Below are 18,709 nucleotides of genomic sequence, written 5' to 3'. Positions count from 1 at the left end.
CGAGCAATGAAGCATTTCTCAAGGATATTTGCCGCAACGGCGCTGTCGCTGGCGGCGGCCCTTCCGGCCTATGCCGAAACGACGCTGACGGTTCACTACCCGATGCCAGGCTTCTTCAAGAACGTGATGGACACGATCTCGAGGAAGTTCATGGAGGAAAATCCCGACATCAAGATCCAGTTCGCCAGCCCGTCCGCCACCTACGAGGAAGGTATCCAGACTATCCTTCGCCAGGCCGGCACCGACGAAATGCCCGACATCACCTTCATCGGCTTGAACCGCCTGCGCATGCTCAACGAGCGCAACGTTCCCGTCGATCTCGGCCCGCTGGTCAAGAAGGAAGGCAACATGGCGGAGCTCGGCTTCTCCGACACCATCCTGAAATTGGCGCAGGTCAACGGCAAGCAGGTCGGGCTGGCCTTCGCCACCTCGAACCCGATCATGTATTACAATGCCGACTTGGTGAAGGCCGCCGGCGGTGACCCGGACAATCCGCCCAAGACCTGGGACGAGGTGATCGCGCTCGGCGGCAAGATCAAGGCGCTCGGCAATGGCGTCGACGGCATCGATTTCCGCTGGCAGGGCGATGACTGGATGTTCTCGGCGCTGCTGTTCGGCGCCGGCGGCAAGATGCTGAACGAGGACGAGAGCAAGGTCGCGTTCAACGGGCCTGAAGGCGAGAAGGCGGTCGAGATATTGCAGCGGATGGTGAAGGAGGGCGGCATGCCGGTCTTCACCAAGCCGGCTGGCGAACAGGCTTTCGCGGCCGGCAAGGTCGGCTTCGAATTCCAGACCACCGGCGCCCTCGTCAACACGATCAAGAATGTCGGCGACAAGTTCACGCTGCGCACGGCCAAAATCCCGCTGATCGATCCGGTCAACGGCCATCTGCCGACTGGCGGCAACGCCGTGGTCATCCTGACCAAGGATGCCGCCAAGCAGGACGCCGCCTGGAAGTTCGCGAAATTCGCAGCTGGTCCTTATGGTGCGTCGGTCGTGGTGCCCGGCACGGGCTATGTCCCCAACAACGAGCTCGCGGCGAAATCCTCCGACTATCTCGGCGATTTCTACAAGAAGAATCCGCTGTTCCAGGCCGGCCTCAGCCAGATGCCGCGGATGATTCCGTGGTACGCCTTCCCCGGCACCAACGGTGTGAAGGTCACGCAGACGATCGTCGACAATTTGTCGCGGATCGTCGACCAGTCGGCGTCGCCCAAGGACGTGCTCGCCGACGCGGCGGGCGACGTCGAAGGCATGCTGCCGACGCAGTAAGGGGTTGCCGCTGGCTTTCGCCTTCTCTCCTTTGTGGGAGAAGGCGAGGTCGGGCGCTTACACAGGCTTGTAAACTCGCTCGGCCGTGTTCCAGAAGATATCAGCTTCCGCGGTCGGCCCATGTTTCGCCACCGCATCGCGGTGCGCCTTGATCAGCTCGGCGTGACTGGTCCAGAGCTTCTCGATCGGAAAGTTCGAGCTGAACATCAGATGGTCCGAGCCCGGAATGTCGATCGCGTTGTCGATGATGCAGGCGATCAACGCCGCATCATTGCGATGCACGAACCTGCCGAGGCCGGAGAGCTTGGCGTGGGAATCGGGTGCCGCCGACAGCGTGCGCAGGCTCTCATTCCAGGCATCCGTGGTTTCTGGCTCCATGCCAGTCAGCATTCCGGCAAGGATGAGGATGAAATTGCCCGACCAATGTCAGCCCGTCCTTCTTCTGGGCCGGGAAAAGCCGCAGGCCGAAGGACAGGCCAGACTGAACGATAGGAACCGGAACGAATAATGCTTCGACGGCGACAGGCTGTTAGTCGCTGCGCCTGAAATTGCGGATGCGGTCGAACAGCACCGCCAGCAGGATGGCTCCGCCGATGAAGGTGCCTTGCCAGAAGGCGTTGATGCCGAGCAGGCCAAGGCTGTTGCGGATCACCTCGATAAGCGCCGCGCCGACAATGGCGCCGAAGGCTGTGCCGACGCCGCCGGCCAGGTTTGCGCCGCCGATGACGGTGGCGGCGATCACCTGCAATTCCATGCCGGTGCCGAGATTGGTGGTGACGGCGCCCAGCCAACCGGTCTGGATGATGCCGGCAACGCCGGCCGACAGCGCCGAGATCATGTAGACGGCGACCGTGATCCGCTTCACCGGGACGCCGGTCAGCGTCGCGGCATGCTCGTTGCCGCCTATGGCGAAGATATGCCGGCCGAACTTCGTCCAGCGCAGGATGAAGCCGGTGATCAGCGCCAGCAAGATCATGTAAAGCACAGGATTGGCGATGCCGAACAGCCAGGCGCCGCCGCCCAGCGCCAGAAGCTTGTTGTGGTCGGGCCCAAACTGGAAGACGACCGTGTTGTTGGATGCGACCATTGCAAGGCTGCGGGCAATCGACAGCATGCCCAGCGTCACCACGAAGGGCGGGAAGCCGAGATAGGCGATCAGAACGCCGTTGAAGGCGCCGATGGCGAGCGCGGTGGCGATCGAGGCCAGGATGCCGACCTCGATCGAATAGCCGGCGTGCATGGTCACGGCCAGCACCATCGAACACAAGCACAGCACGGACCCGACCGACAGGTCGATGCCGCCGGTGATGATGACGAAAGTCATGCCGAGCGCGACGATTGCTACGAAAGTGATGTTGCGGGTGATGTTGTAGAGGTTCTTCGAGGTGGCGAAGGCGTCGGTGGCGAACGACAGGAAGACGCAGGCCAGGATAACGGCGATGACCACCCAGAAGGTCTGGCTGGAGAACAGACGCGACAGGAAAGTGTGCTGCTTCTGCGCTATCGTCTGGTCAAGGGTGACTGCCATTATCGTTCTTTCCTGCCAGCGCCGATGCGTGCCGTCGTGGTGAAATCCGGGTTTCGCGCTGTCATGCCACCTGCTCGATGGCGCCGGTGATCAGCCCGGTGACTTCCTCGGGCGAACTGGACGCGATCGTCTTGTCAGCGACCTTGCGGCCGCGCCGCATGACGATGACACGGTCGGCGACGTCGAAGACATCGGGCATGCGGTGGCTGATCAGCACAACGGCAATGCCCTGATCGCGCAGATGGCGGATCAGGTTCAGCACTTCGGCGACCTGCCTGACCGAGATCGCCGCCGTCGGCTCGTCCATCAGCACGATCCTGGCCTGCGACAGCATGGTGCGGGCGATCGCCACCGCCTGGCGCTGGCCGCCCGACATCTGCTTGACCAGGTCACGCGGCCGCGTCTCCGACTTCAGTTCGGCGAAGAGCTGGCCGGCGCGCTTGTACATGGCGGCATAGTCGAGGATGCGGAACGGACCGACGCCGCGCCGCAACTCGCGGCCGAGATACACATTGGCGGCGGCCGTCAGATTGTTGCACAGCGCGAGGTCCTGGTGGACGATCTCGATGCCGTGCTGGCGGGCTTCCGCCGGCTTGTGCAGGATCAGTTCCCTGTCGTCCATGCGCATGACGCCGTGGCTCGGGCGGAAATTGCCGGCGATCATCTTGACCAGCGTCGACTTGCCGGCGCCGTTGTCGCCCATCAGGCCCACGACCTGTCCGGGCTCGATCGACAGCGACACGTCATTGACCGCCTGGATGGCGCCGAAATGCTTCGAGATGTTGGTGAGTTCGAGAACAGCCACCAGCCTTTGCCTCCCGTGCTTGCCGCTTGCCCATGGCCGGCGCAGCCTCGCATCGCTCTCCTCCAGCTCCCCCCGGGAACAGCGATGCCGTCATTTACGCAAATGGCCGCGCGGGCGTCAATTGTCGGATGAATAGGAACCGGCAATTGTCAGACGAATAGTGCGACACTGTTTTGAAAAATCCGTTTTGTAGGACAAATTGCAATTGACGTTGACGCTTCGCCGTTATTAGCTTGGCGCCGGAGGAAGACATGCCGTCTCCCTGACGCCATCATTGCCGGCGGGAGCGGCTGAAGATTATCGATCGTGCCGGCGATTGCCGGTCCGCTCGCATCTGAAAATGCTTATCGGCCTGGCTTGGTGGCACGAGCGCTCGCGCCTCTGTCGTCTCGATCCGGGCTGGTTCGTGTGGCGGGCACGCCGTGTCCGTCTGTTTCCAAAGGGAGGACTGACATGAGGAAAACAGTTTTGCTCGCCGCCGTCGCCGCCATGGCGCTGGGCGCCGGGCCGGCTCTGGCCAAGAAGCAGGTCGTCATCGTGGTGAAAGGTCTCGACAATCCGTTCTTCGAGGCCATCCATCAGGGCTGCGAGAAATGGAACAAGGAAAACGCCAGCGCAGAATATGAATGCTTCTACACCGGTCCGGCGTCGACTTCGGATGAGGCCGGCGAGGCGCAGATCGTGCAGGACATGCTGAGCAAGCCCGATACGGCGGCGATGGCGATTTCGCCGTCCAACGCGCCGCTGATCGCGCAGACGATCAAGAGCGCCAACCCGACGATCCCGATCATGACCGTCGACGCCGACCTGACCAAGGAGGACGCTGCCCTTCGCAAGACCTATCTCGGCACAGACAATTATCTGATGGGCAAGAAGATCGGCGAATACATCAAGAAGGCCAAGCCGAAGGGCGGCACGATCTGCACCATCGAGGGCAATCCGGCTGCCGACAACATCCTGCGCCGCGCGCAAGGCATGCGCGACGCGCTGTCCGGCAAGGAAGGACTTGCGGCTTTGGCAGGTGAGGGTGGCTGGACAGAAGTCGCCGGCTGCCCGGTGTTCACCAATGATGACGGCGCCAAGGGCGTGCAGGCGATGACCGATATCCTCGCCGCCAATCCCAAGCTCGACGCGTTCGGCATCATGGGCGGCTGGCCGCTGTTTGGGGCGCCGCAGCCCTACCGCGACCTGTTCGGGCCGCTGAAGGACCGGATCGCCAAGAACGACTTCGTCATAGGCGCCGCCGACACGATCGGCGACGAGGTGGCGATCGCCAGGGATGGCCTTGTCACCGCGCTGGTCGGCCAGCGGCCGTTCGAGATGGGCTACAAGGCCCCGTCGGTGATGATCGATCTCGTCAAGGGCACCAAGGTCGCGGATCCGGTGTTCACCGGCCTTGACGAATGCACCAAGGACACAGTCGATACCTGCATCCAGAAGTAGGTTTTCGATCCGGGGGTGCTCGGTAGCGAGCGCCCCCGGTCTATCGAAGTCTTCAAGAAGACGCTGTGTTTGGAGCCACCGGCTCCGGCTTCGACGCGTCCACAATTTGGATTTTCGGCTGCAGGATCGGCACGCCCGCGCAGGTTCGGATCAATCCGGACGACAGCCGGCCGACCTATTGGAACGTGGATGCCGCACGAGAAGGCAAAGGGAAAAGCCAGCAGGACCAAGACGCCAGCCGGTCGCGATCAGCTTGCCGTGCGCAGGGCGGATGCGGCGCACTTTCCCGGGTCCAGTGTTCATGCTTCGCTCGCCAGCGAGATTGGTCTCCGGATCGTGCGTGGGGACTATCCGCCCGGCAGCATCCTGCCCAACGAGGCCAGATGGGCCGAGACCTTCAATGTCAGCCGCTCGGCGGTGCGCGAGGCGATCAAGATGCTGATGGCCAAGAGCCTTTTGGCATCACGCCCCAAGATCGGCAGCTGGGTCGAACCGAGGGAGCGCTGGAACCTGCTCGATCGCGACGTGCTTGCCTGGTACGCCACGGCGCCCGATCGCGAAGCGTTCCTGCGCACCGTCCAGGAGTTTCGCCACATCATCGAACCGGAAGCGTCCGCCTTCGCCGCCATGCGGCGCAGCGACGAGCAGATGGCCGAGATCAGCCTGGCCTGCCGCGAGATGGGCGAGGCGGCGAGCCTGCCGGAGCGCATCCGCGCCGACACACGCTTTCACCTCGCCATCCTGCGGGCCTCGGGCAACGACCTTCTGGTGCCGCTCGGCGTGCTGATCGAATCCGCGCTCGACCATCTCTTCGTCTTCACGACGCGGCAGGTCGGCGACCAGCGGCGGGCGCAGAAGCTGCACGAGGCGATCGAGAAGAACATCCGCCTGCAGCGCCCGGCGGCGGCCCGCAATGCCGTGCACAAGCTGCTCGCCGACACCGATGAGGGGATCGGAAGAGGGCGGCGGTGACCCAAGGCAGGTGGTGGAGGTGGCTTACGACATAGGTTGGCGCTGCCCCTCATCCGCCTGCCGGCACCTTCTCCCCGTAAAGTGACGGGGAGAAGGGAGGCCAATCGCACCCTCTGCGCTTTTTTCAAAACGCCGACGATTGGCGAAATCGCCGATGACGTCGTCTTTCTCCCCGTCACTATACGGGGAGAAATGTCCGGCAGGACTATGAGGGGCAGCGCAGCCTTTGTTAGAAGTGTCAGCGTCCAGGCTCTCAAATCGTCTGTTTCTTGCCATCCTTCGTCGGCATCAGGTCGACGCCGTTGATCTTGCCGATATGGGTCGCCAGCATCGGCACGAACTGCTCGGTCGGGCCGGTGGCGTGAGCGCCGGCGAAGGAATTCTTGGTCGCGTTGCCGAGCGGGTTGGCGATGCCGGCCGCGCCCGCCATGGACTCCAGATAGGTCAGGTCCTTGAAGGCGTTGGCGATGGTGAATTTATGGGCGTCGCGGTCGCCCTCCAGCGTCCAGCGCATGAAGGTCTGATAGAAGGGGCAGTCCATGCGGCCGTTGCGAATGACGCTGTCGAAGCGCGGTGGCGAGATGCCGACCTTTTCAGCCAGCGCCAAGGCCTCGGAATAGATGGCGGCGTAGCCGAGCGAGATGAAATTGTTGAGCAGCTTCATGCGGTGGCCATCGCCGGTGTCGCCGATATGGACGATGCGGCCAGCCCAGGTTTCGATCACCGGCTTCACCCTGGCAAAGACGGCGTCGGGCGCGCCGACCATGGCGTCGAGAGTGCCTTCCCAGGCTTCCTTCGGCGTGCGGCTCAACGGCGCGTCGACATAGTCGATACCAAGCGCCTTGAGTTCGGCCGCAAGGGCCACGGTGGAGACCGGGTCCGAGGTCGAGCAATCAATGACGATCGAGCCTTTCTTCAAGCCTTCCTTGAGGCCGCCGGGGCCGCGGATGATGGCTTCCACTTCGCGCGAACCGGTGACGCAGATGAAGACGATATCGGATGCCGCCGCGACGTCGCGCGACGACGTCGCTTCCTGGGCACCCCGGCCCAGAAGGTCTTCCGCCGGCTTGCGGTTCTTGCGGCCAAGGAATGTCAGGGGATAGCCCTTGTCGACGATGTTCTTGGCGATGCCGTGTCCCATCAGGCCAAGGCCGATGAAGCCGATCTTTTCGCGCGCGGCGGTGGTGTTCATGTCATCCGTCCTGTCGGGGATTATCGATAATTGCGCTGTCGTTTTAGCCTTGAGTGGTTGCGAAATGCAATATTGTCTGACAATAGACGGGAATTCCAGAGCCTGCGAGGAGACCAGAATGACGAAGCGCATCATGTTCACCGGCGGCAGCGGCAAGGCTGGGCGCCATGTCGTGCAATATCTTGTCGAGCAGGGTTGCCAGGTGCTCAACATCGACACCAGGCCGCTCGACAATCCCAAGGTCCGCACGCTGATCACCGACATCACCGACAGCGGGCAGGTATTCAACGCGCTGTCGAGCTATATGGGCCTGCATGAATTCGATCCGTCGCTGCGTCCCCAGCCGGTCGACGCCATGGTGCATTTCGCCGCCATCCCGCGCATCATGATCACGCCCGACAATGAGGTGTTCCGCATCAACGCGATGGGCACCTATAACGTCATCGAGGCCGCGGTGAAACTTGGCATCCGCAAGGTCATCATCGCCTCTTCAGAGACGACCTACGGGCTGGTCTTCGCCAACGAGCCGCGCAACCCCACGCATTTCCCGCTCGACGAGGAGTATGACGTCGACCCGATGGACAGCTACGCGCTGTCCAAGGTCGTCAACGAGAAGACGGCGCGTGCCTTCGCGCTGCGCAGCGGCATCGACATCTATGCCTTGCGCATCGGTAATGTCATCGAGCCGCATGAATACCAGTTGTTCCCGAAATGGTTCGCCGATCCGGGTTTCCGCAAACGCATTGCCTGGAGCTATGTCGATGCGCGCGACCTTGGCCAGATCACGCTGCGCGCCATCGAGAAGGATGGGCTCGGCTACCAGGTGTTCAACGCCGCCAATGACGACACCTCGTCGGACCTGCCGACGGCGGAGCTGCTGGAGCGCTTTTATCCCGGCGTGCCGGTCAAGGGCGAGCTTGGCGAATACGAGACGCTGCTGTCGAACCGCAAGGCCCGCGACATGCTCGGCTTCCGCCCGGAGCACAGCTGGCGCAAATATGTCAAAACGGCCTGAGCAAGCGAGCAAACCGGGCTGGGCTGTGCATAGCGGCGGGCTTTGCGGCCCAACCGCCCGGGGGTTCTTGACAGCTTTCGCAAACCGGCCTTTCTGAAGTGTATGCGGGACGCAAAGCCGAACAAGGAAAAATCGCCAAAAAAGCCGACAGCCGCCGAAGGGTCCTCCGGTGTTCGCCGGCCCGACGCTGCGCGTATTCCTGGCGCCAGCGTGCACACGTCGCTGGCGAGCGAAATTGGCCTGAGGATCGTGCGCGGCGACTATCCGCCCGGCACCATCCTGCCCAATGAAGCGAAGTGGTCGGAGACTTTCAGCGTCAGCCGCTCGGCGGTGCGCGAGGCGATCAAGATGCTGATGGCCAAAAGCCTGCTTGCCTCACGCCCCAAGATCGGCAGTTGGGTCGAGCCCAAGGAGCGCTGGAACCTGCTCGATCGCGACGTGCTCGCCTGGTACGCGACCTCGCCGGATCGCGAAGTGTTCCTGAAGACGGTACAGGAGTTCCGCCACATCATCGAGCCGGAAGCGACGGCATTCGCCGCCATGCGGCGGACCGACGAGCAAATGGCCGAGATCAGCCAGGCCTGCCGCGAGATGGGGGAGGCGGCCAGCCTGCAGGAGCGCACGCGTGCCGACACGCGCTTCCACCTCGCCATTCTGCGGGCCTCCGGCAACGACCTTTTGGTGCCGCTCGGCGTGCTGATCGAATCCGCCTTCGACCATCTCTTCACCTATACGACGCGGGCGGTGGACGACCTGAACTACGCGCAGAAACTGCATGAGGCGATCGAGAAGAACATCCGCCTGCAGCGGCCGGACGCGGCGCGCGCCGCGGTGCGGAAACTGCTCGCCAACACCGACCACGTGATCAAATCACGCTAAGCCCGAGCTGACTGCTAATCCTCTTTTTCGCGGCCGAAGGCCACGCGCAGTTCGTCCTTGGCGCGCTCGAGCACTTGTCTGCGTGCGGCGGGCAGGTTCTTGCCGGCGCGGTTGATGTAGAAATTCAGCATCGACATGGCGGACTGGAATGGTTCGGCCTTGCGGCGATGACTGTGTTCGGCCGAGCGCTTGAGCGATGAGGCGATTTTCTTGGCATCGTCGGATTCGAAGATATGATCCTCGAGATCCATCGCGTCGCTGTGCTCGGTCACTTCGGCCGACCATTTCTTCTTGGTTGCGGTCATGACGGGCTCCTTTGCAGGGTTGCTGGTCGCAAAACTCCATGGATTGGCGTCGGTTCCCGCGTCCCGCCTGCTCTGGAGCCACCGATTTTCCCGCCGTGGCGCTGCCGTAGGCCCAGAATGCGCCGATAGTGGCGGTAACGGCAGCCGATTTCGAGATCGCCGACAGGAAACGCCTTGACCCGAACCGACTTGAGCCAGCCGCCCCCTAGTATCGACAGCTCCTATGCCTGGATGCGGCTCGCCATCTCGATGCTGCTGGCGACGATCGGCGGCGTCGGCATGTGGGCCGTTGTCGTGGTGCTGCCCGCCGTGCAGGCCGAGTTCGGCATCGACCGCGCCGCGGCATCCATGCCCTACACCGCGACCATGGTCGGCTTCGCCGCCGGCAACGTGCTGGTCGGTCGGGCCATTGACCGCATGGGCTACTGGATGCCGGCACTGCTCTCGTCTGTCGCGCTCGCCGCCGGCTTCCTGCTCGCGGCGCTGTCGACATCGATCCTGCAATTCACCCTTGCCCAGGGGTTGCTGATCGGTGTCGGTACGTCGGCGATCTTCGGCCCGCTGATTGCCGACATCTCGCACTGGTTCAACCGTCGGCGCGGTGTCGCGGTGACGGCGGCCGCGGCCGGCAACTATCTTGCGGGGACGATCTGGCCGACCGTCATGCCCACGCTGATGAAGGCGGAAGGCTGGCGTTTCACCTATGCGGCGATCGGTATCGTCTGCCTGGTGACTATGGTGCCGCTGGTGCTGATGCTGCGGCGCGGCGCTCCGGAGGCGGCGGCCGCCGGTTCGCCAGGAAGCCGGCTGGTGCAGCCGATCTCCTTGTCGCCCGCGGCGCTGCAGGTGCTGCTGGTCGTCGCCGGCCTGGGCTGCTGCGTGGCGATGTCGATGCCGCAGGTGCATATCGTCGCCTATTGCATGGATCTCGGCTACGGCGTGGCGCACGGCGCCGACATGCTGTCGATCATGATGGCGGCGGGCGTCGTCAGCCGGCTTGCCTCGGGCTTTGTCGCCGACCGGATCGGCGGCGTGAAGACGCTGCTCATAGGCTCGGTGCTGCAGTGCCTGTCGCTGTTCTTCTACATCCCGTTCGACGGGCTCGCCTCGCTCTATGTCGTGTCGCTGGTCTTCGGCCTGTCGCAGGGCGGCATCGTGCCTTGCTACGCAATCATCGTGCGCGAGTACATGCCCGCCAGGGAAGCCGGCCAGCGCATCGGCATCGTCATGATGGCAACCATCTTCGGCATGGCGATCGGCGGTTGGATGTCGGGCTGGATTTACGACCTGACCGGCTCCTACGCCGCCGCATTCCTGAACGGCATCGCCTGGAACCTGCTCAACATACTGGCCATGGTGCTGGTGCTCTGGAAGGCAATGCACAGGACCGCCGCAGCGGTCTGAGGCAAGGGACGGGGCGTGGCCCTCGATCACCTCGGCTTGACAATGGCCAGTCACTGCGCGACGCCAGAGGCCGAGGGGCGCGGCAGCGGGCCGGTGAGATGACGACAGCTGGAATGATCGTATTGCAGCCGCGCTTCGGCGGCCATGCGCACGGGCCATGGCCTTGATCAAGCCGCGCTCACGCCGCGGAGGCGGCCGCCCGACCATAGCGGACGTCGCGCGGAAGGCCGGTGTCGGCGCCATCACCGTGTCGCGCGCACTGCGCGAGCCGGAACGGGTCAGCCAAGATTTACGCCGCCAGATCCAGGCCGCTGTCGACGAACTCGGCTATGTGCCGGATCCCAATGCGCGGGCCCTGGCCTCGGCGCGTGCCGAGGTGTTCGGCGTGCTGGTGCCGTCGCTTACCAACAACGTCTTCGCCGAGGTGGTGCGCGGCATCTATGACAGCCTGTCGGACAGCCCGTTCCGGATACAGCTCGGCAACACGCATTATTCGGGGCTGGAGGAAGAGCGGCTGCTGCAGGTGTTCGGCTCCCAGCGGCCAGCGGCGCTGATCGTGGCCGGCATCGACCAGACGCCGAGCTCGCGAAAGCTCCTGGAGAATGCCGGTTGCCCGGTGGTGCAGGTCATGGAGACCGGGCCCGATCCGATCGACATGATGGTTGGTTTCTCGCATCTCGATGGCGGCAGGACGGCGACCGAACATCTGATCGAAGTGGGGTATCGCCGCATCGGCTTCATCGGCGCGCGCATGGATCCGCGCTCGCAGCGGCGTCTGGCCGGCTACCGCGCGGCGATGGAGAAGGCCGGCCTGTTCGATCCGCGTCTGGTAACGACCACGCCGGTGCCGTCCAGCGTATCGCTTGGCCGCGACCTGTTTCGCGATGCCCTGGCCAAGATGCCGACGCTCGACGGCGTCTTCTGCAACAATGACGACATCGCACTCGGGGTGCTGTTCGAATGCCACCGCGCCGCGATCGGAGTGCCGAACACAATCGGCATCGTCGGCTTCAATGATCTTGATATGATGCAGGTGGCCTTTCCTTCGATCACCAGCGTCCGCACACATCGTTATGAAATCGGCAGGCGCGCGGTCGCCATGGCGCTGGCCGCGATCGCCGGTGACAGGCCGCGGGAGCGGATCGTCGACCTCGGCTTCGAACTGCAACGGCGCGAGAGCACGGCACGCTGAAAACATTTTAGAACCTGCTGATATAACACTTTACAGCCCTTCTTGGTAGCGCTACCATTCGTCGGCGGCCTGAAGTCGAGTGTGCTGTTTATTATATATAAGCGACAGATGATCCTTGTTTATTATTGATAAAATGATAGTTTCGTTGCCGCTCAAAAGAGCGGCAGGGCCCACAGGGGCGATCAGGTCGGCGCCGGCCACCTGACATGCGAGCGGGCCGGGGCAGGAGGTGCTTGGGAACGCGTCATCGTATCGCAGCCAAACAAACAAATCAGAACTGCAACTGGGAGGAATATCAATGATCAAGTCACTCGTCGGTGGCATCGTTGCCGCCACTGCATTCGTCATGTTGAGCTCGGCGGCGATGGCCGCAGGCCCAGAAATCGTCAAGGGACCAGCAGCCGAGCCGGACTGCTTCGCCCCATGGGCAACCGATACGCAATTCTTCAAGTTCCCCAAGAAGCCCGGCCCATACCGGATTGCACTTGCAAACGGCTATATCGCCAACACCTGGCGTATCCAGATGGTACAGACCGCCAAAGCTTATGCCGCACAGCCGGAAGTCGCCAAGAAGCTGAAGGAATTCAAGGTTGTGTCGACCGGCGAGGATGTTCCGGCGCAGATATCCGCGATCAACAACTTCATCGATTCCGGCTTTGACGCGATCGTCGTCAACGCGCAGAATCCGACGGCCTTCGGGCCAGTCATCAAGCGCGCCAAGGAAGCGGGGGTCGTGCTCGTCGCCTTTGACAACATCCTCGACACCAAGGAGGCCATCAACGTCAATGTCGACCAGAAGGGCCTTGGCCAATTGTGGGGCAAGTGGCTGGTCTCGCATGTTCCCAATGGCGGCAAGGTGCTCGAAGTGCGCGGCGTGGCCGGCACTTCCGTGGACACGGACCGTCATGCCGGCATCCACGAGGTGCTGGACGGTTCCGGCAAGAAATGGGCCGTCACAGAGGTCGTCGGCAAATGGGACGACGGTGTGGCTCAGAAGGCGACCGCCGACGCGATCGCCACCAACGGTCCGTTCGACGGCATCACCGGCCAGGGCGGCGACACCGGCATCGTACAGGCGATGATGGACGCCAAGCATCCATTCGTGCCATTCGGCGGCGAAACGGAGAACGGCTTCCGCAAGTTCTGCGCCGCGCATGCGACGGATGGACTCAAATGCTCGTCAGCCGGAACTGGACCAGCCCAGGTCGCCGTCGCCATCAAAACGGCGATAGCTGCCCTTGAAGGCAATGTCGTGCCCCAGTCGGTCAAGCTGCCGTTGGCGATCGTCGAGGATCCCAACTTCAAGGCCGGCCAGGATTTCTTCCCCGACCAGTCCGACAATTTCTTCGTCGGCAATTCCTTCCCCACCTGCGGCATCAATTTCACAGCCCAGGAAATCATGGGCCAGACCAAGGAGAACAAGTAGTCGGACAGGCCGGTGGCGCGGGGGGCAAACCCGCGGCATCGGCCGCATGCGTCAATCGGAAATAGCCTGGGAGGGCTGATGGACAGCGCGGTTCCGCTCTTGCGCGTGGAAGACGTATCCAAACGCTATGGTGGCGTACGGGCGCTGGAGAAGGCTGATCTGTCGGTTTCCATCGGCAGCATCCATGCCATCCTCGGTGAAAACGGTGCCGGCAAGTCGACGCTGATCAAGGTCGTGGCCGGCGTCGTGGCCCCCGACGAGGGCCGCATGCTGTTGGATGGGCGTGAGGTGACCTTCGCCTCGCCGGCGGCGGCAAACCAGGCCGGCATCGTCTGCATCTTCCAGGAGCTCTCGCTCATCCCTGAGCTCAGCGTCGCCGACAATATCGTCATCTCCGACCCGCCCAAGCGCTTCGGCATGATCGACCGCAAGGCCCAGCGCCGCATTGCGGAAGTCGCGCTGGCGCGGGCGGGCGCGGCCGACATCCATCCGCAGGCGTTGGTCAAGGACCTGCCGCTGTCACGCCGACAGATGGTCGAGATCGCCAAGGCGCTGGCCAGGAAGCCGCGCATCCTGATCCTTGACGAAGCGACCTCGGCGCTGACGGCCGGGGATGTCTCGAAGATATTCGGTGTCCTGAAGCGGCTGCGTTCGGAAGGGCTGGCGCTGCTCTATATCTCGCATCGCATGAACGAGATCGCCGAACTCGCCGACCAGTGCACGGTATTCCGCAATGGCCGTAACGTCGCCAGCTACAAGGCCGGCTCGAAGAGCGACAATGAGGTGGTCGAGCTGATGATCGGCCGCGAATACAGCCACATTTTCCCGCCCAAGCTGCCGGCGGCTCCGGCCAGCGCCGCCCCTAGGCTTGAGGCGCGCAAGCTCAGTTGGACGGACCGGCTGGACAATATTTCGCTGAGCGTCAGGGCAGGAGAGGTGGTCGGGCTTGGCGGGCTCGACGGCCAGGGCCAGCGCGAATTGCTGCTCGCCTTTTTTGGCGTGCTGCGTGGTCTTTCCGGCCAAATCCTGGTCGACGGCAAGCCCGTGGCGATCAGCAGTCCCGCAGCCGCGAGGCAGGACGGCATCGGCATGGCGCTCATCCCCGAAGACCGCAAGACCGAAGGCCTGATGCTGCCGATGACGGTGCGCGAGAACCTGTCTTTCGCCTCGCTCGACCGGCTGTCGAAGGGCGGCATCATCGACCGCGCTGCCGAACAGCGGCTGATCGACGATATGGTTGGCCTTCTGGCGATCAAAACCGCCGGTCTCGACATTCCGGTCGGCGCGCTGTCGGGCGGCAACCAGCAGAAGGTGGTCATCGCCAAATGGCTGATGCGCCAGCCGCGCATCATCCTGCTCAACGATCCGACGCGCGGCATCGATGTCGGCACCAAACAGGAGATCTATCAGCTGATGCGCAAGCTGGCGGATGCCGGGGCGGCGATCCTGTTCTATTCGACCGACTATGACGAGCTGATCGGCTGCTGCGACCGGGTGCTGGTGCTTTACGATGGGGCGATCAAGCGCGAACTGGTCGGCGCCGAGATCACCGAGCGGGCGCTGATAGCAAGCGCGCTCAACATCCATGGCGAGGAGAGCCCGGTGGGCCTGGGAGTAGAGGCGTGAAGGATTGGCGCTATTGGCTGGCCGAGCAGCGCGGAACGTTGCTCGCGCTCGGAATCTTCATCGTCATGTTCGTCATCTACACCTCGAACCATCCGGCCGGCTTCACCGCCAATGTGGTGCAGACGGCGGCGAACAAGGGCGTGCTGCTTGCCTTCGTCGCCATTGCGCAGACACTGGTGGTGATCACCGCCGGCATCGACCTGTCCGTCGGCATGATTTTCCTCCTCACCAACTGCCTGGCCTCCTGGCTTGTGGTGGGCACTCCGATCCAGACGGCGCTTGGCGTGCTTGCCGTGCTGGCGGTCGGCCTTCTGTGCGGCGCCATCAACGGCGCCGTCGTCATCTACGGACGGCTGCAGCCGATCGTCGCCACCATCGCCACAGGCGCGGTCTATTACGGCATAGGCCTTCTGCTGCGGCCGTTTCCGGGCGGTTCGGTCAATGAGGACCTGGCCGATGCGCTGACCGGCCGCGTGTTCGGCGTGGTGCCGGCGAGCCTTGTCGTGCTGCTCGCCGTCGTGCTGGTGATCTGGGTGCCGTTCAGCCGCTCGGTGCTTGGCCGCGCGGCCTATGCGGCGGGGTCGTCGGAGACGGCGGCCTATATGTCCGGCGTGCCGATCCGTCGCGGCAAGTTCGCCGCCTACGCGCTGGCCGGGCTGCTGGCCTCGATCGGTGGGCTGTTCCTGACCTTCTTCACCTATACGGGCGAGGCGGCTTATGCCAGCGGCAACGCCTACACGTTGTTCTCGATCGCCGCCGTGGTGCTGGGCGGCGTCTCGTTGTTCGGCGGCAAGGGCAGTGCCATAGGGGCGATTTTCGGCGCGCTTGCCTTCCGCACCATTGGCGACCTGTTGTTCGTGTTTGATTTCGATCCGCTCTGGCAGCCCTTGTTCCAGGGCATTATCCTGCTGGTCGCCGTCAGCCTCGGCGCCTTCGCCCTGTTTCGGGTCCGCAACCGGCTGGAGTGGTTCCTGTGAGCGAAACGACGCTTGGCGGCATTGCCGGCCGCATGCCGAAATTCATTCGTCGCGCCGATCCGGCGGTGCTGACGGCCTTTGCCTGCATCGTGGTGCTGCTGCTCCTCGGCAGCCTCTATTCGCGCAGCTTCCTGTCGCCTGAGTATCTTTTGCAGCAGCTCAAGGTGGCCGCATTTCTCGGCGTCATCGCGACCGGCATGATGCTGGTCATCCTGCTTGGCCAGATCGACCTGTCGGTGCCATGGTCGGTTGCGGCGGGAGCGATGATGGCTTGCGCGGCCGCGGCCTACGGTCCGGCTGGCGTGGCGCTGGCCATCCCGTTCGGCATCTTCTGCGGCGTGCTGATCGGCATCGTCAACGGCATCGGCGTCGCCTATCTGCGCATCCCCTCGATGATCATCACGCTCGCCACAAACGCCGTCGCGCAAGGGCTGATGGTCGTCTACACGGGGGGGTTCTCGCCACAGGATTCGGCCACGGGCGCCATGCGATATCTTGCGACAGGCTTTACCATTCCCGGCGTCCCCAACGCGGTCATCATCTGGGCGCTGATCGGTGCGGCGATGGTGTTCGTGCTGACCCGCACCGGCTTCGGCCGCACGGTCTATGGCATCGGAAACCGCGAGCGCGCGGCCTATCTCTCCGGCGTCGATACGCGGCGCGTGGTGATGATCGCCTTTGCCGTCTCCGGCGGGCTCTCCGCCTTCGGTGGCGTGCTCCTGGCCGGCTACGCGTCCAAGGCGGCACAATCGATGGGCGACGCCTACCTGCTGCCTTCGATCGCCGCTGTCGTGCTGGGCGGCACCTCGATCCTGGGCGGGCGCGGCTCCTATCTCGGCACCGTCGCCGGCGTCATCCTCATCACGCTGCTGCAATCCATCCTGTCGGTCATGCAGATGCCGGAAGCGGGACGGCAGATCATCTATGGCGTCGTCATCGTGGCCATGCTCTTGCTTTATGGCCGCGCGCCGGCAAGCCGCTGACAGTGAACGAAAGGGCAGCGCAGGCGCCGGCGGGCGCTCCCGGCTCGGCGCCTCCGGCCATCGTGGTGATGGGCGTCGCCGGCTGCGGCAAGTCGGCCGTCGGCGCCGCACTGGCCGCGGCGCTGGGTGCGGCCTTCATCGAAGGCGACAGACTGCACCCGCCTGAGAATGTCGCCCGCATGGCACGTGGCGAGCCGCTCACCGACCAGCTGCGCGAAGGCTGGCTCGATGCGATCGGCGAGCGCATCGCGGCGTCGGTTGGCAAGGGGCAAGGCGTGGTCGCCGCCTGCTCGGCGCTGAAGCGGAGTTATCGCGCACGCCTGCGCGGCTTTTGCCCTGACATCGTCTTCCTCTATCTGGAGATCGATGCCGCCACGGCCAAGCGGCGCGTCGGCAACCGCAAGGGGCATTTCATGCCGGCGAGCCTCGTCGACAGCCAGTTCGCCATCCTCGAACCGCCTGGAGCGGAAGAAGGCGCATTGACGCTCGACGCGACGCGCCCGGTTGACGAACTCGTCACCGACGCGGTCCGTTCGATACGCCGGTCATGAGGCTTCTTCGGCGCCGATGCCGACACTTGGAGCCGCCTCTGTCAGCCGCCGGCGCCCGGACCAGGACATCATCTGCTCGGGGCAATGTTTCAGGGCCTGCAGCAGACAGTCGCGCTTCAGCAGGATGTAATGCGCCTGCAAGGCAAGGTTCTTCGCTCCGTCCCTGGCTGGGTCTGTCGCCGATGTCGCCGGCAGCAGTTCGGGGCTGATCGCGGCGCGGTAGTCGCGGAAGGGAACCGCCTCGAAAGTCGACATGGCAAACAGCGCCGTCTTGCTTCTGGCGGCGAAATTCGCCGGTGCCGAGGCCAGGTGCGTCCAGCCGCTCTCGCCCATGGCGGCCTCGGTAAAGGTCGAGCCGGCATGGATGGTGTTGGTCATCAGCACAACGCCGTTCTGCCTCAGGATCTTCTGGATGCGGATCGTGACCTGATAGGCGTCGTCGCGATCGAAGACGATCCGGCTTTTCAGGAACCGGTTTTCGACACGGACCATCGCCGGGTTGAGAAAGCGCATGCCGAAAGGCGTTTCCGACACGCCATGCGTGTTGACGCTCACCTGATGCGCTTCGATGCCGGCCTCATGCAAGGCGCGCTTGCCGATGATGGTCTGGGCGGTGAACTGATCACACCAGAGGATGGCGCCGTGGCCGCGCCGCAGGGCGGCCTGCAGTCCGTCGAGCCCTTCCAACCGGATCACAGGTGACCAGCGTCTGGCAGCCAGATGCGCGGCAAGCTGCAAGCGGCGGCGATGGTGCGCGGCGAGCAAGGCCTCGAACAGCTTGCGCGCGTCGATGCCGTCGCCGAGCACGGCGCGCACGGCGCCGGCATAGCCGGAAAAGTCCTTGCGCATATGGCGCTTCAGGCGAAGCCGGGACGCCCGGTCGCAGATCGGCGCCCACCAGCGCACCGGCAGCATCGCCGCGACCGCCAGATAGAAGACGGCAAGCAGGCTTTCGCGAAAATCCCGGTTGGAAAAGCGGCGCAGCCTGCCGGGATGAACCAGCTTGCGGCTGAAGAAGCGCACATCCTCGGCATATTCCGGGACAAAGATGTCGGCGATGATTTCAGTGCGAAAGCCGGCAGCCGATGGCTGCTTGCGGGTGGCTTTTCGGGATTTCGCGAACCTCGGCAGCCTCATCC

Annotated in this window: 18 protein-coding genes; 12 read left to right on the top strand and 6 right to left on the bottom strand. The window is 63.8% G+C overall.

What is annotated here, in order from left to right; all coding sequences use genetic code 11:
* The first annotated feature begins 6 nt into the window (after positions 1-6).
* Positions 7-1,272 (top strand): ABC transporter substrate-binding protein, encoded by a 1,266-nt coding sequence (locus FJ930_RS20755; RefSeq protein ID WP_141839910.1) that lies wholly within the window; start codon positions 7-9, stop codon positions 1,270-1,272.
* 57 nt (positions 1,273-1,329) lie between these two features.
* Here the strand turns inward: FJ930_RS20755 and FJ930_RS20750 are convergent, their stop codons facing one another.
* The 3 genes from FJ930_RS20750 to FJ930_RS20740 form a co-directional block, all read right to left on the bottom strand.
* Positions 1,330-1,650, bottom strand: a complete 321-nt coding sequence (locus tag FJ930_RS20750; RefSeq protein ID WP_246676967.1) for an amidohydrolase family protein — start codon at positions 1,648-1,650, stop codon at positions 1,330-1,332.
* 151 nt (positions 1,651-1,801) lie between these two features.
* On the bottom strand, positions 1,802-2,800 hold the full coding sequence (locus tag FJ930_RS20745) for an ABC transporter permease (protein ID WP_141839909.1): 999 nt from the start codon (positions 2,798-2,800) through the stop codon (positions 1,802-1,804).
* A gap of 61 nt (positions 2,801-2,861) precedes the next feature.
* Positions 2,862-3,605 (bottom strand): ATP-binding cassette domain-containing protein, encoded by a 744-nt coding sequence (locus tag FJ930_RS20740; RefSeq protein ID WP_140741756.1) that lies wholly within the window; start codon positions 3,603-3,605, stop codon positions 2,862-2,864.
* Positions 3,606-4,058: 453 nt separating this feature from the next.
* Between FJ930_RS20740 and FJ930_RS20735 the strand changes: the two genes are divergently transcribed.
* Together FJ930_RS20735 and FJ930_RS20730 are read left to right on the top strand one after the other, a co-directional pair.
* On the top strand, positions 4,059-5,048 hold the full coding sequence (locus FJ930_RS20735) for a sugar-binding protein (protein WP_140741758.1): 990 nt from the start codon (positions 4,059-4,061) through the stop codon (positions 5,046-5,048).
* 189 nt (positions 5,049-5,237) lie between these two features.
* Positions 5,238-6,020 carry a FadR/GntR family transcriptional regulator gene (locus tag FJ930_RS20730; protein ID WP_181763434.1) on the top strand — a complete coding sequence of 261 codons (783 nt, stop codon included), beginning with the start codon at positions 5,238-5,240 and terminating at the stop codon, positions 6,018-6,020.
* A gap of 253 nt (positions 6,021-6,273) precedes the next feature.
* Here the strand turns inward: FJ930_RS20730 and FJ930_RS20720 are convergent, their stop codons facing one another.
* Positions 6,274-7,212: an NAD(P)-dependent oxidoreductase gene (locus tag FJ930_RS20720; protein ID WP_140747769.1), complete on the bottom strand. Its 939-nt coding sequence runs from the start codon at positions 7,210-7,212 to the stop codon at positions 6,274-6,276.
* A 118-nt stretch (positions 7,213-7,330) separates the two neighbouring features.
* On the opposite strand from FJ930_RS20720, the gene FJ930_RS20715 reads away from it, so the two are divergent.
* Both FJ930_RS20715 and FJ930_RS20710 read left to right on the top strand, forming a co-directional pair.
* The gene (locus FJ930_RS20715) at positions 7,331-8,227 is read left to right on the top strand and encodes an NAD(P)-dependent oxidoreductase (RefSeq protein WP_141839908.1); all 897 of its coding nucleotides are present in this window, start codon (positions 7,331-7,333) and stop codon (positions 8,225-8,227) included.
* A 102-nt stretch (positions 8,228-8,329) separates the two neighbouring features.
* On the top strand, positions 8,330-9,106 hold the full coding sequence (locus tag FJ930_RS20710) for a FadR/GntR family transcriptional regulator (protein ID WP_141839907.1): 777 nt from the start codon (positions 8,330-8,332) through the stop codon (positions 9,104-9,106).
* 14 nt (positions 9,107-9,120) lie between these two features.
* On the opposite strand, the gene FJ930_RS20705 is transcribed toward FJ930_RS20710, so the two are convergent.
* Entirely contained in the window at positions 9,121-9,411 is a 291-nt protein-coding gene (locus FJ930_RS20705) for a DUF3175 domain-containing protein (protein WP_141839906.1), read from the bottom strand.
* Between the two features lie 174 nt (positions 9,412-9,585).
* Between FJ930_RS20705 and FJ930_RS20700 the strand changes: the two genes are divergently transcribed.
* From FJ930_RS20700 to FJ930_RS20670, 7 genes are all read left to right on the top strand, one after another.
* Positions 9,586-10,815 (top strand): MFS transporter, encoded by a 1,230-nt coding sequence (locus tag FJ930_RS20700; protein ID WP_141839905.1) that lies wholly within the window; start codon positions 9,586-9,588, stop codon positions 10,813-10,815.
* 157 nt (positions 10,816-10,972) lie between these two features.
* On the top strand, positions 10,973-12,007 hold the full coding sequence (locus FJ930_RS20695) for a LacI family DNA-binding transcriptional regulator (RefSeq protein WP_181763433.1): 1,035 nt from the start codon (positions 10,973-10,975) through the stop codon (positions 12,005-12,007).
* 298 nt (positions 12,008-12,305) lie between these two features.
* Entirely contained in the window at positions 12,306-13,433 is a 1,128-nt protein-coding gene (locus FJ930_RS20690) for a sugar ABC transporter substrate-binding protein (protein WP_141839904.1), read from the top strand.
* Positions 13,434-13,511: 78 nt separating this feature from the next.
* Positions 13,512-15,059, top strand: a complete 1,548-nt coding sequence (locus FJ930_RS20685) for a sugar ABC transporter ATP-binding protein (protein ID WP_141839903.1) — start codon at positions 13,512-13,514, stop codon at positions 15,057-15,059.
* Complete coding sequence (locus FJ930_RS20680; RefSeq protein WP_141839902.1) at positions 15,056-16,036, top strand: ABC transporter permease; 981 nt, start codon at positions 15,056-15,058, stop codon at positions 16,034-16,036. The genes FJ930_RS20685 and FJ930_RS20680 overlap by 4 nt, the downstream gene beginning before the upstream one ends.
* Positions 16,033-17,019, top strand: coding sequence for an ABC transporter permease (locus FJ930_RS20675; protein ID WP_140747792.1), 987 nt, complete (start codon positions 16,033-16,035; stop codon positions 17,017-17,019). Before FJ930_RS20680 ends, FJ930_RS20675 begins: the two co-directional genes overlap by 4 nt.
* A gap of 2 nt (positions 17,020-17,021) precedes the next feature.
* Entirely contained in the window at positions 17,022-17,570 is a 549-nt protein-coding gene (locus FJ930_RS20670) for a gluconokinase (protein ID WP_141839901.1), read from the top strand.
* Here the strand turns inward: FJ930_RS20670 and FJ930_RS20665 are convergent.
* Entirely contained in the window at positions 17,565-18,707 is a 1,143-nt protein-coding gene (locus tag FJ930_RS20665) for a hypothetical protein (RefSeq protein ID WP_141839900.1), read from the bottom strand. The genes FJ930_RS20670 and FJ930_RS20665 overlap by 6 nt on opposite strands.
* Positions 18,708-18,709 lie beyond the last annotated feature (2 nt).

Source organism: Mesorhizobium sp. B2-4-15 (assembly GCF_006658505.1).
Classification (GTDB): Bacteria; Pseudomonadota; Alphaproteobacteria; order Rhizobiales; family Rhizobiaceae; genus Mesorhizobium.
The sequence above is the reverse complement of the archived record's forward strand: the minus strand, read 5'-3'. Positions and strand labels throughout refer to the sequence as shown.

Excerpts from the sequence above, each read along its gene's own strand:
- FJ930_RS20690 (WP_141839904.1), top strand. The coding sequence starts at position 12,306 with ATGATCAAGTCACTCGTCGGTGGCATCGTTGCCGCCACTGCATTCGTC.
- FJ930_RS20665 (WP_141839900.1), bottom strand. The coding sequence starts at position 18,707 with ATGAGGCTGCCGAGGTTCGCGAAATCCCGAAAAGCCACCCGCAAGCAG.
- FJ930_RS20755 (WP_141839910.1), top strand. The coding sequence starts at position 7 with ATGAAGCATTTCTCAAGGATATTTGCCGCAACGGCGCTGTCGCTGGCG.
- FJ930_RS20715 (WP_141839908.1), top strand. The coding sequence starts at position 7,331 with ATGACGAAGCGCATCATGTTCACCGGCGGCAGCGGCAAGGCTGGGCGC.
- FJ930_RS20730 (WP_181763434.1), top strand. The coding sequence starts at position 5,238 with ATGCCGCACGAGAAGGCAAAGGGAAAAGCCAGCAGGACCAAGACGCCA.
- FJ930_RS20685 (WP_141839903.1), top strand. The coding sequence starts at position 13,512 with ATGGACAGCGCGGTTCCGCTCTTGCGCGTGGAAGACGTATCCAAACGC.
- FJ930_RS20735 (WP_140741758.1), top strand. The coding sequence starts at position 4,059 with ATGAGGAAAACAGTTTTGCTCGCCGCCGTCGCCGCCATGGCGCTGGGC.
- FJ930_RS20745 (WP_141839909.1), bottom strand. The coding sequence starts at position 2,800 with ATGGCAGTCACCCTTGACCAGACGATAGCGCAGAAGCAGCACACTTTC.
- FJ930_RS20710 (WP_141839907.1), top strand. The coding sequence starts at position 8,330 with ATGCGGGACGCAAAGCCGAACAAGGAAAAATCGCCAAAAAAGCCGACA.
- FJ930_RS20695 (WP_181763433.1), top strand. The coding sequence starts at position 10,973 with ATGGCCTTGATCAAGCCGCGCTCACGCCGCGGAGGCGGCCGCCCGACC.
- FJ930_RS20720 (WP_140747769.1), bottom strand. The coding sequence starts at position 7,212 with ATGAACACCACCGCCGCGCGCGAAAAGATCGGCTTCATCGGCCTTGGC.
- FJ930_RS20705 (WP_141839906.1), bottom strand. The coding sequence starts at position 9,411 with ATGACCGCAACCAAGAAGAAATGGTCGGCCGAAGTGACCGAGCACAGC.
- FJ930_RS20750 (WP_246676967.1), bottom strand. The coding sequence starts at position 1,650 with ATGGAGCCAGAAACCACGGATGCCTGGAATGAGAGCCTGCGCACGCTG.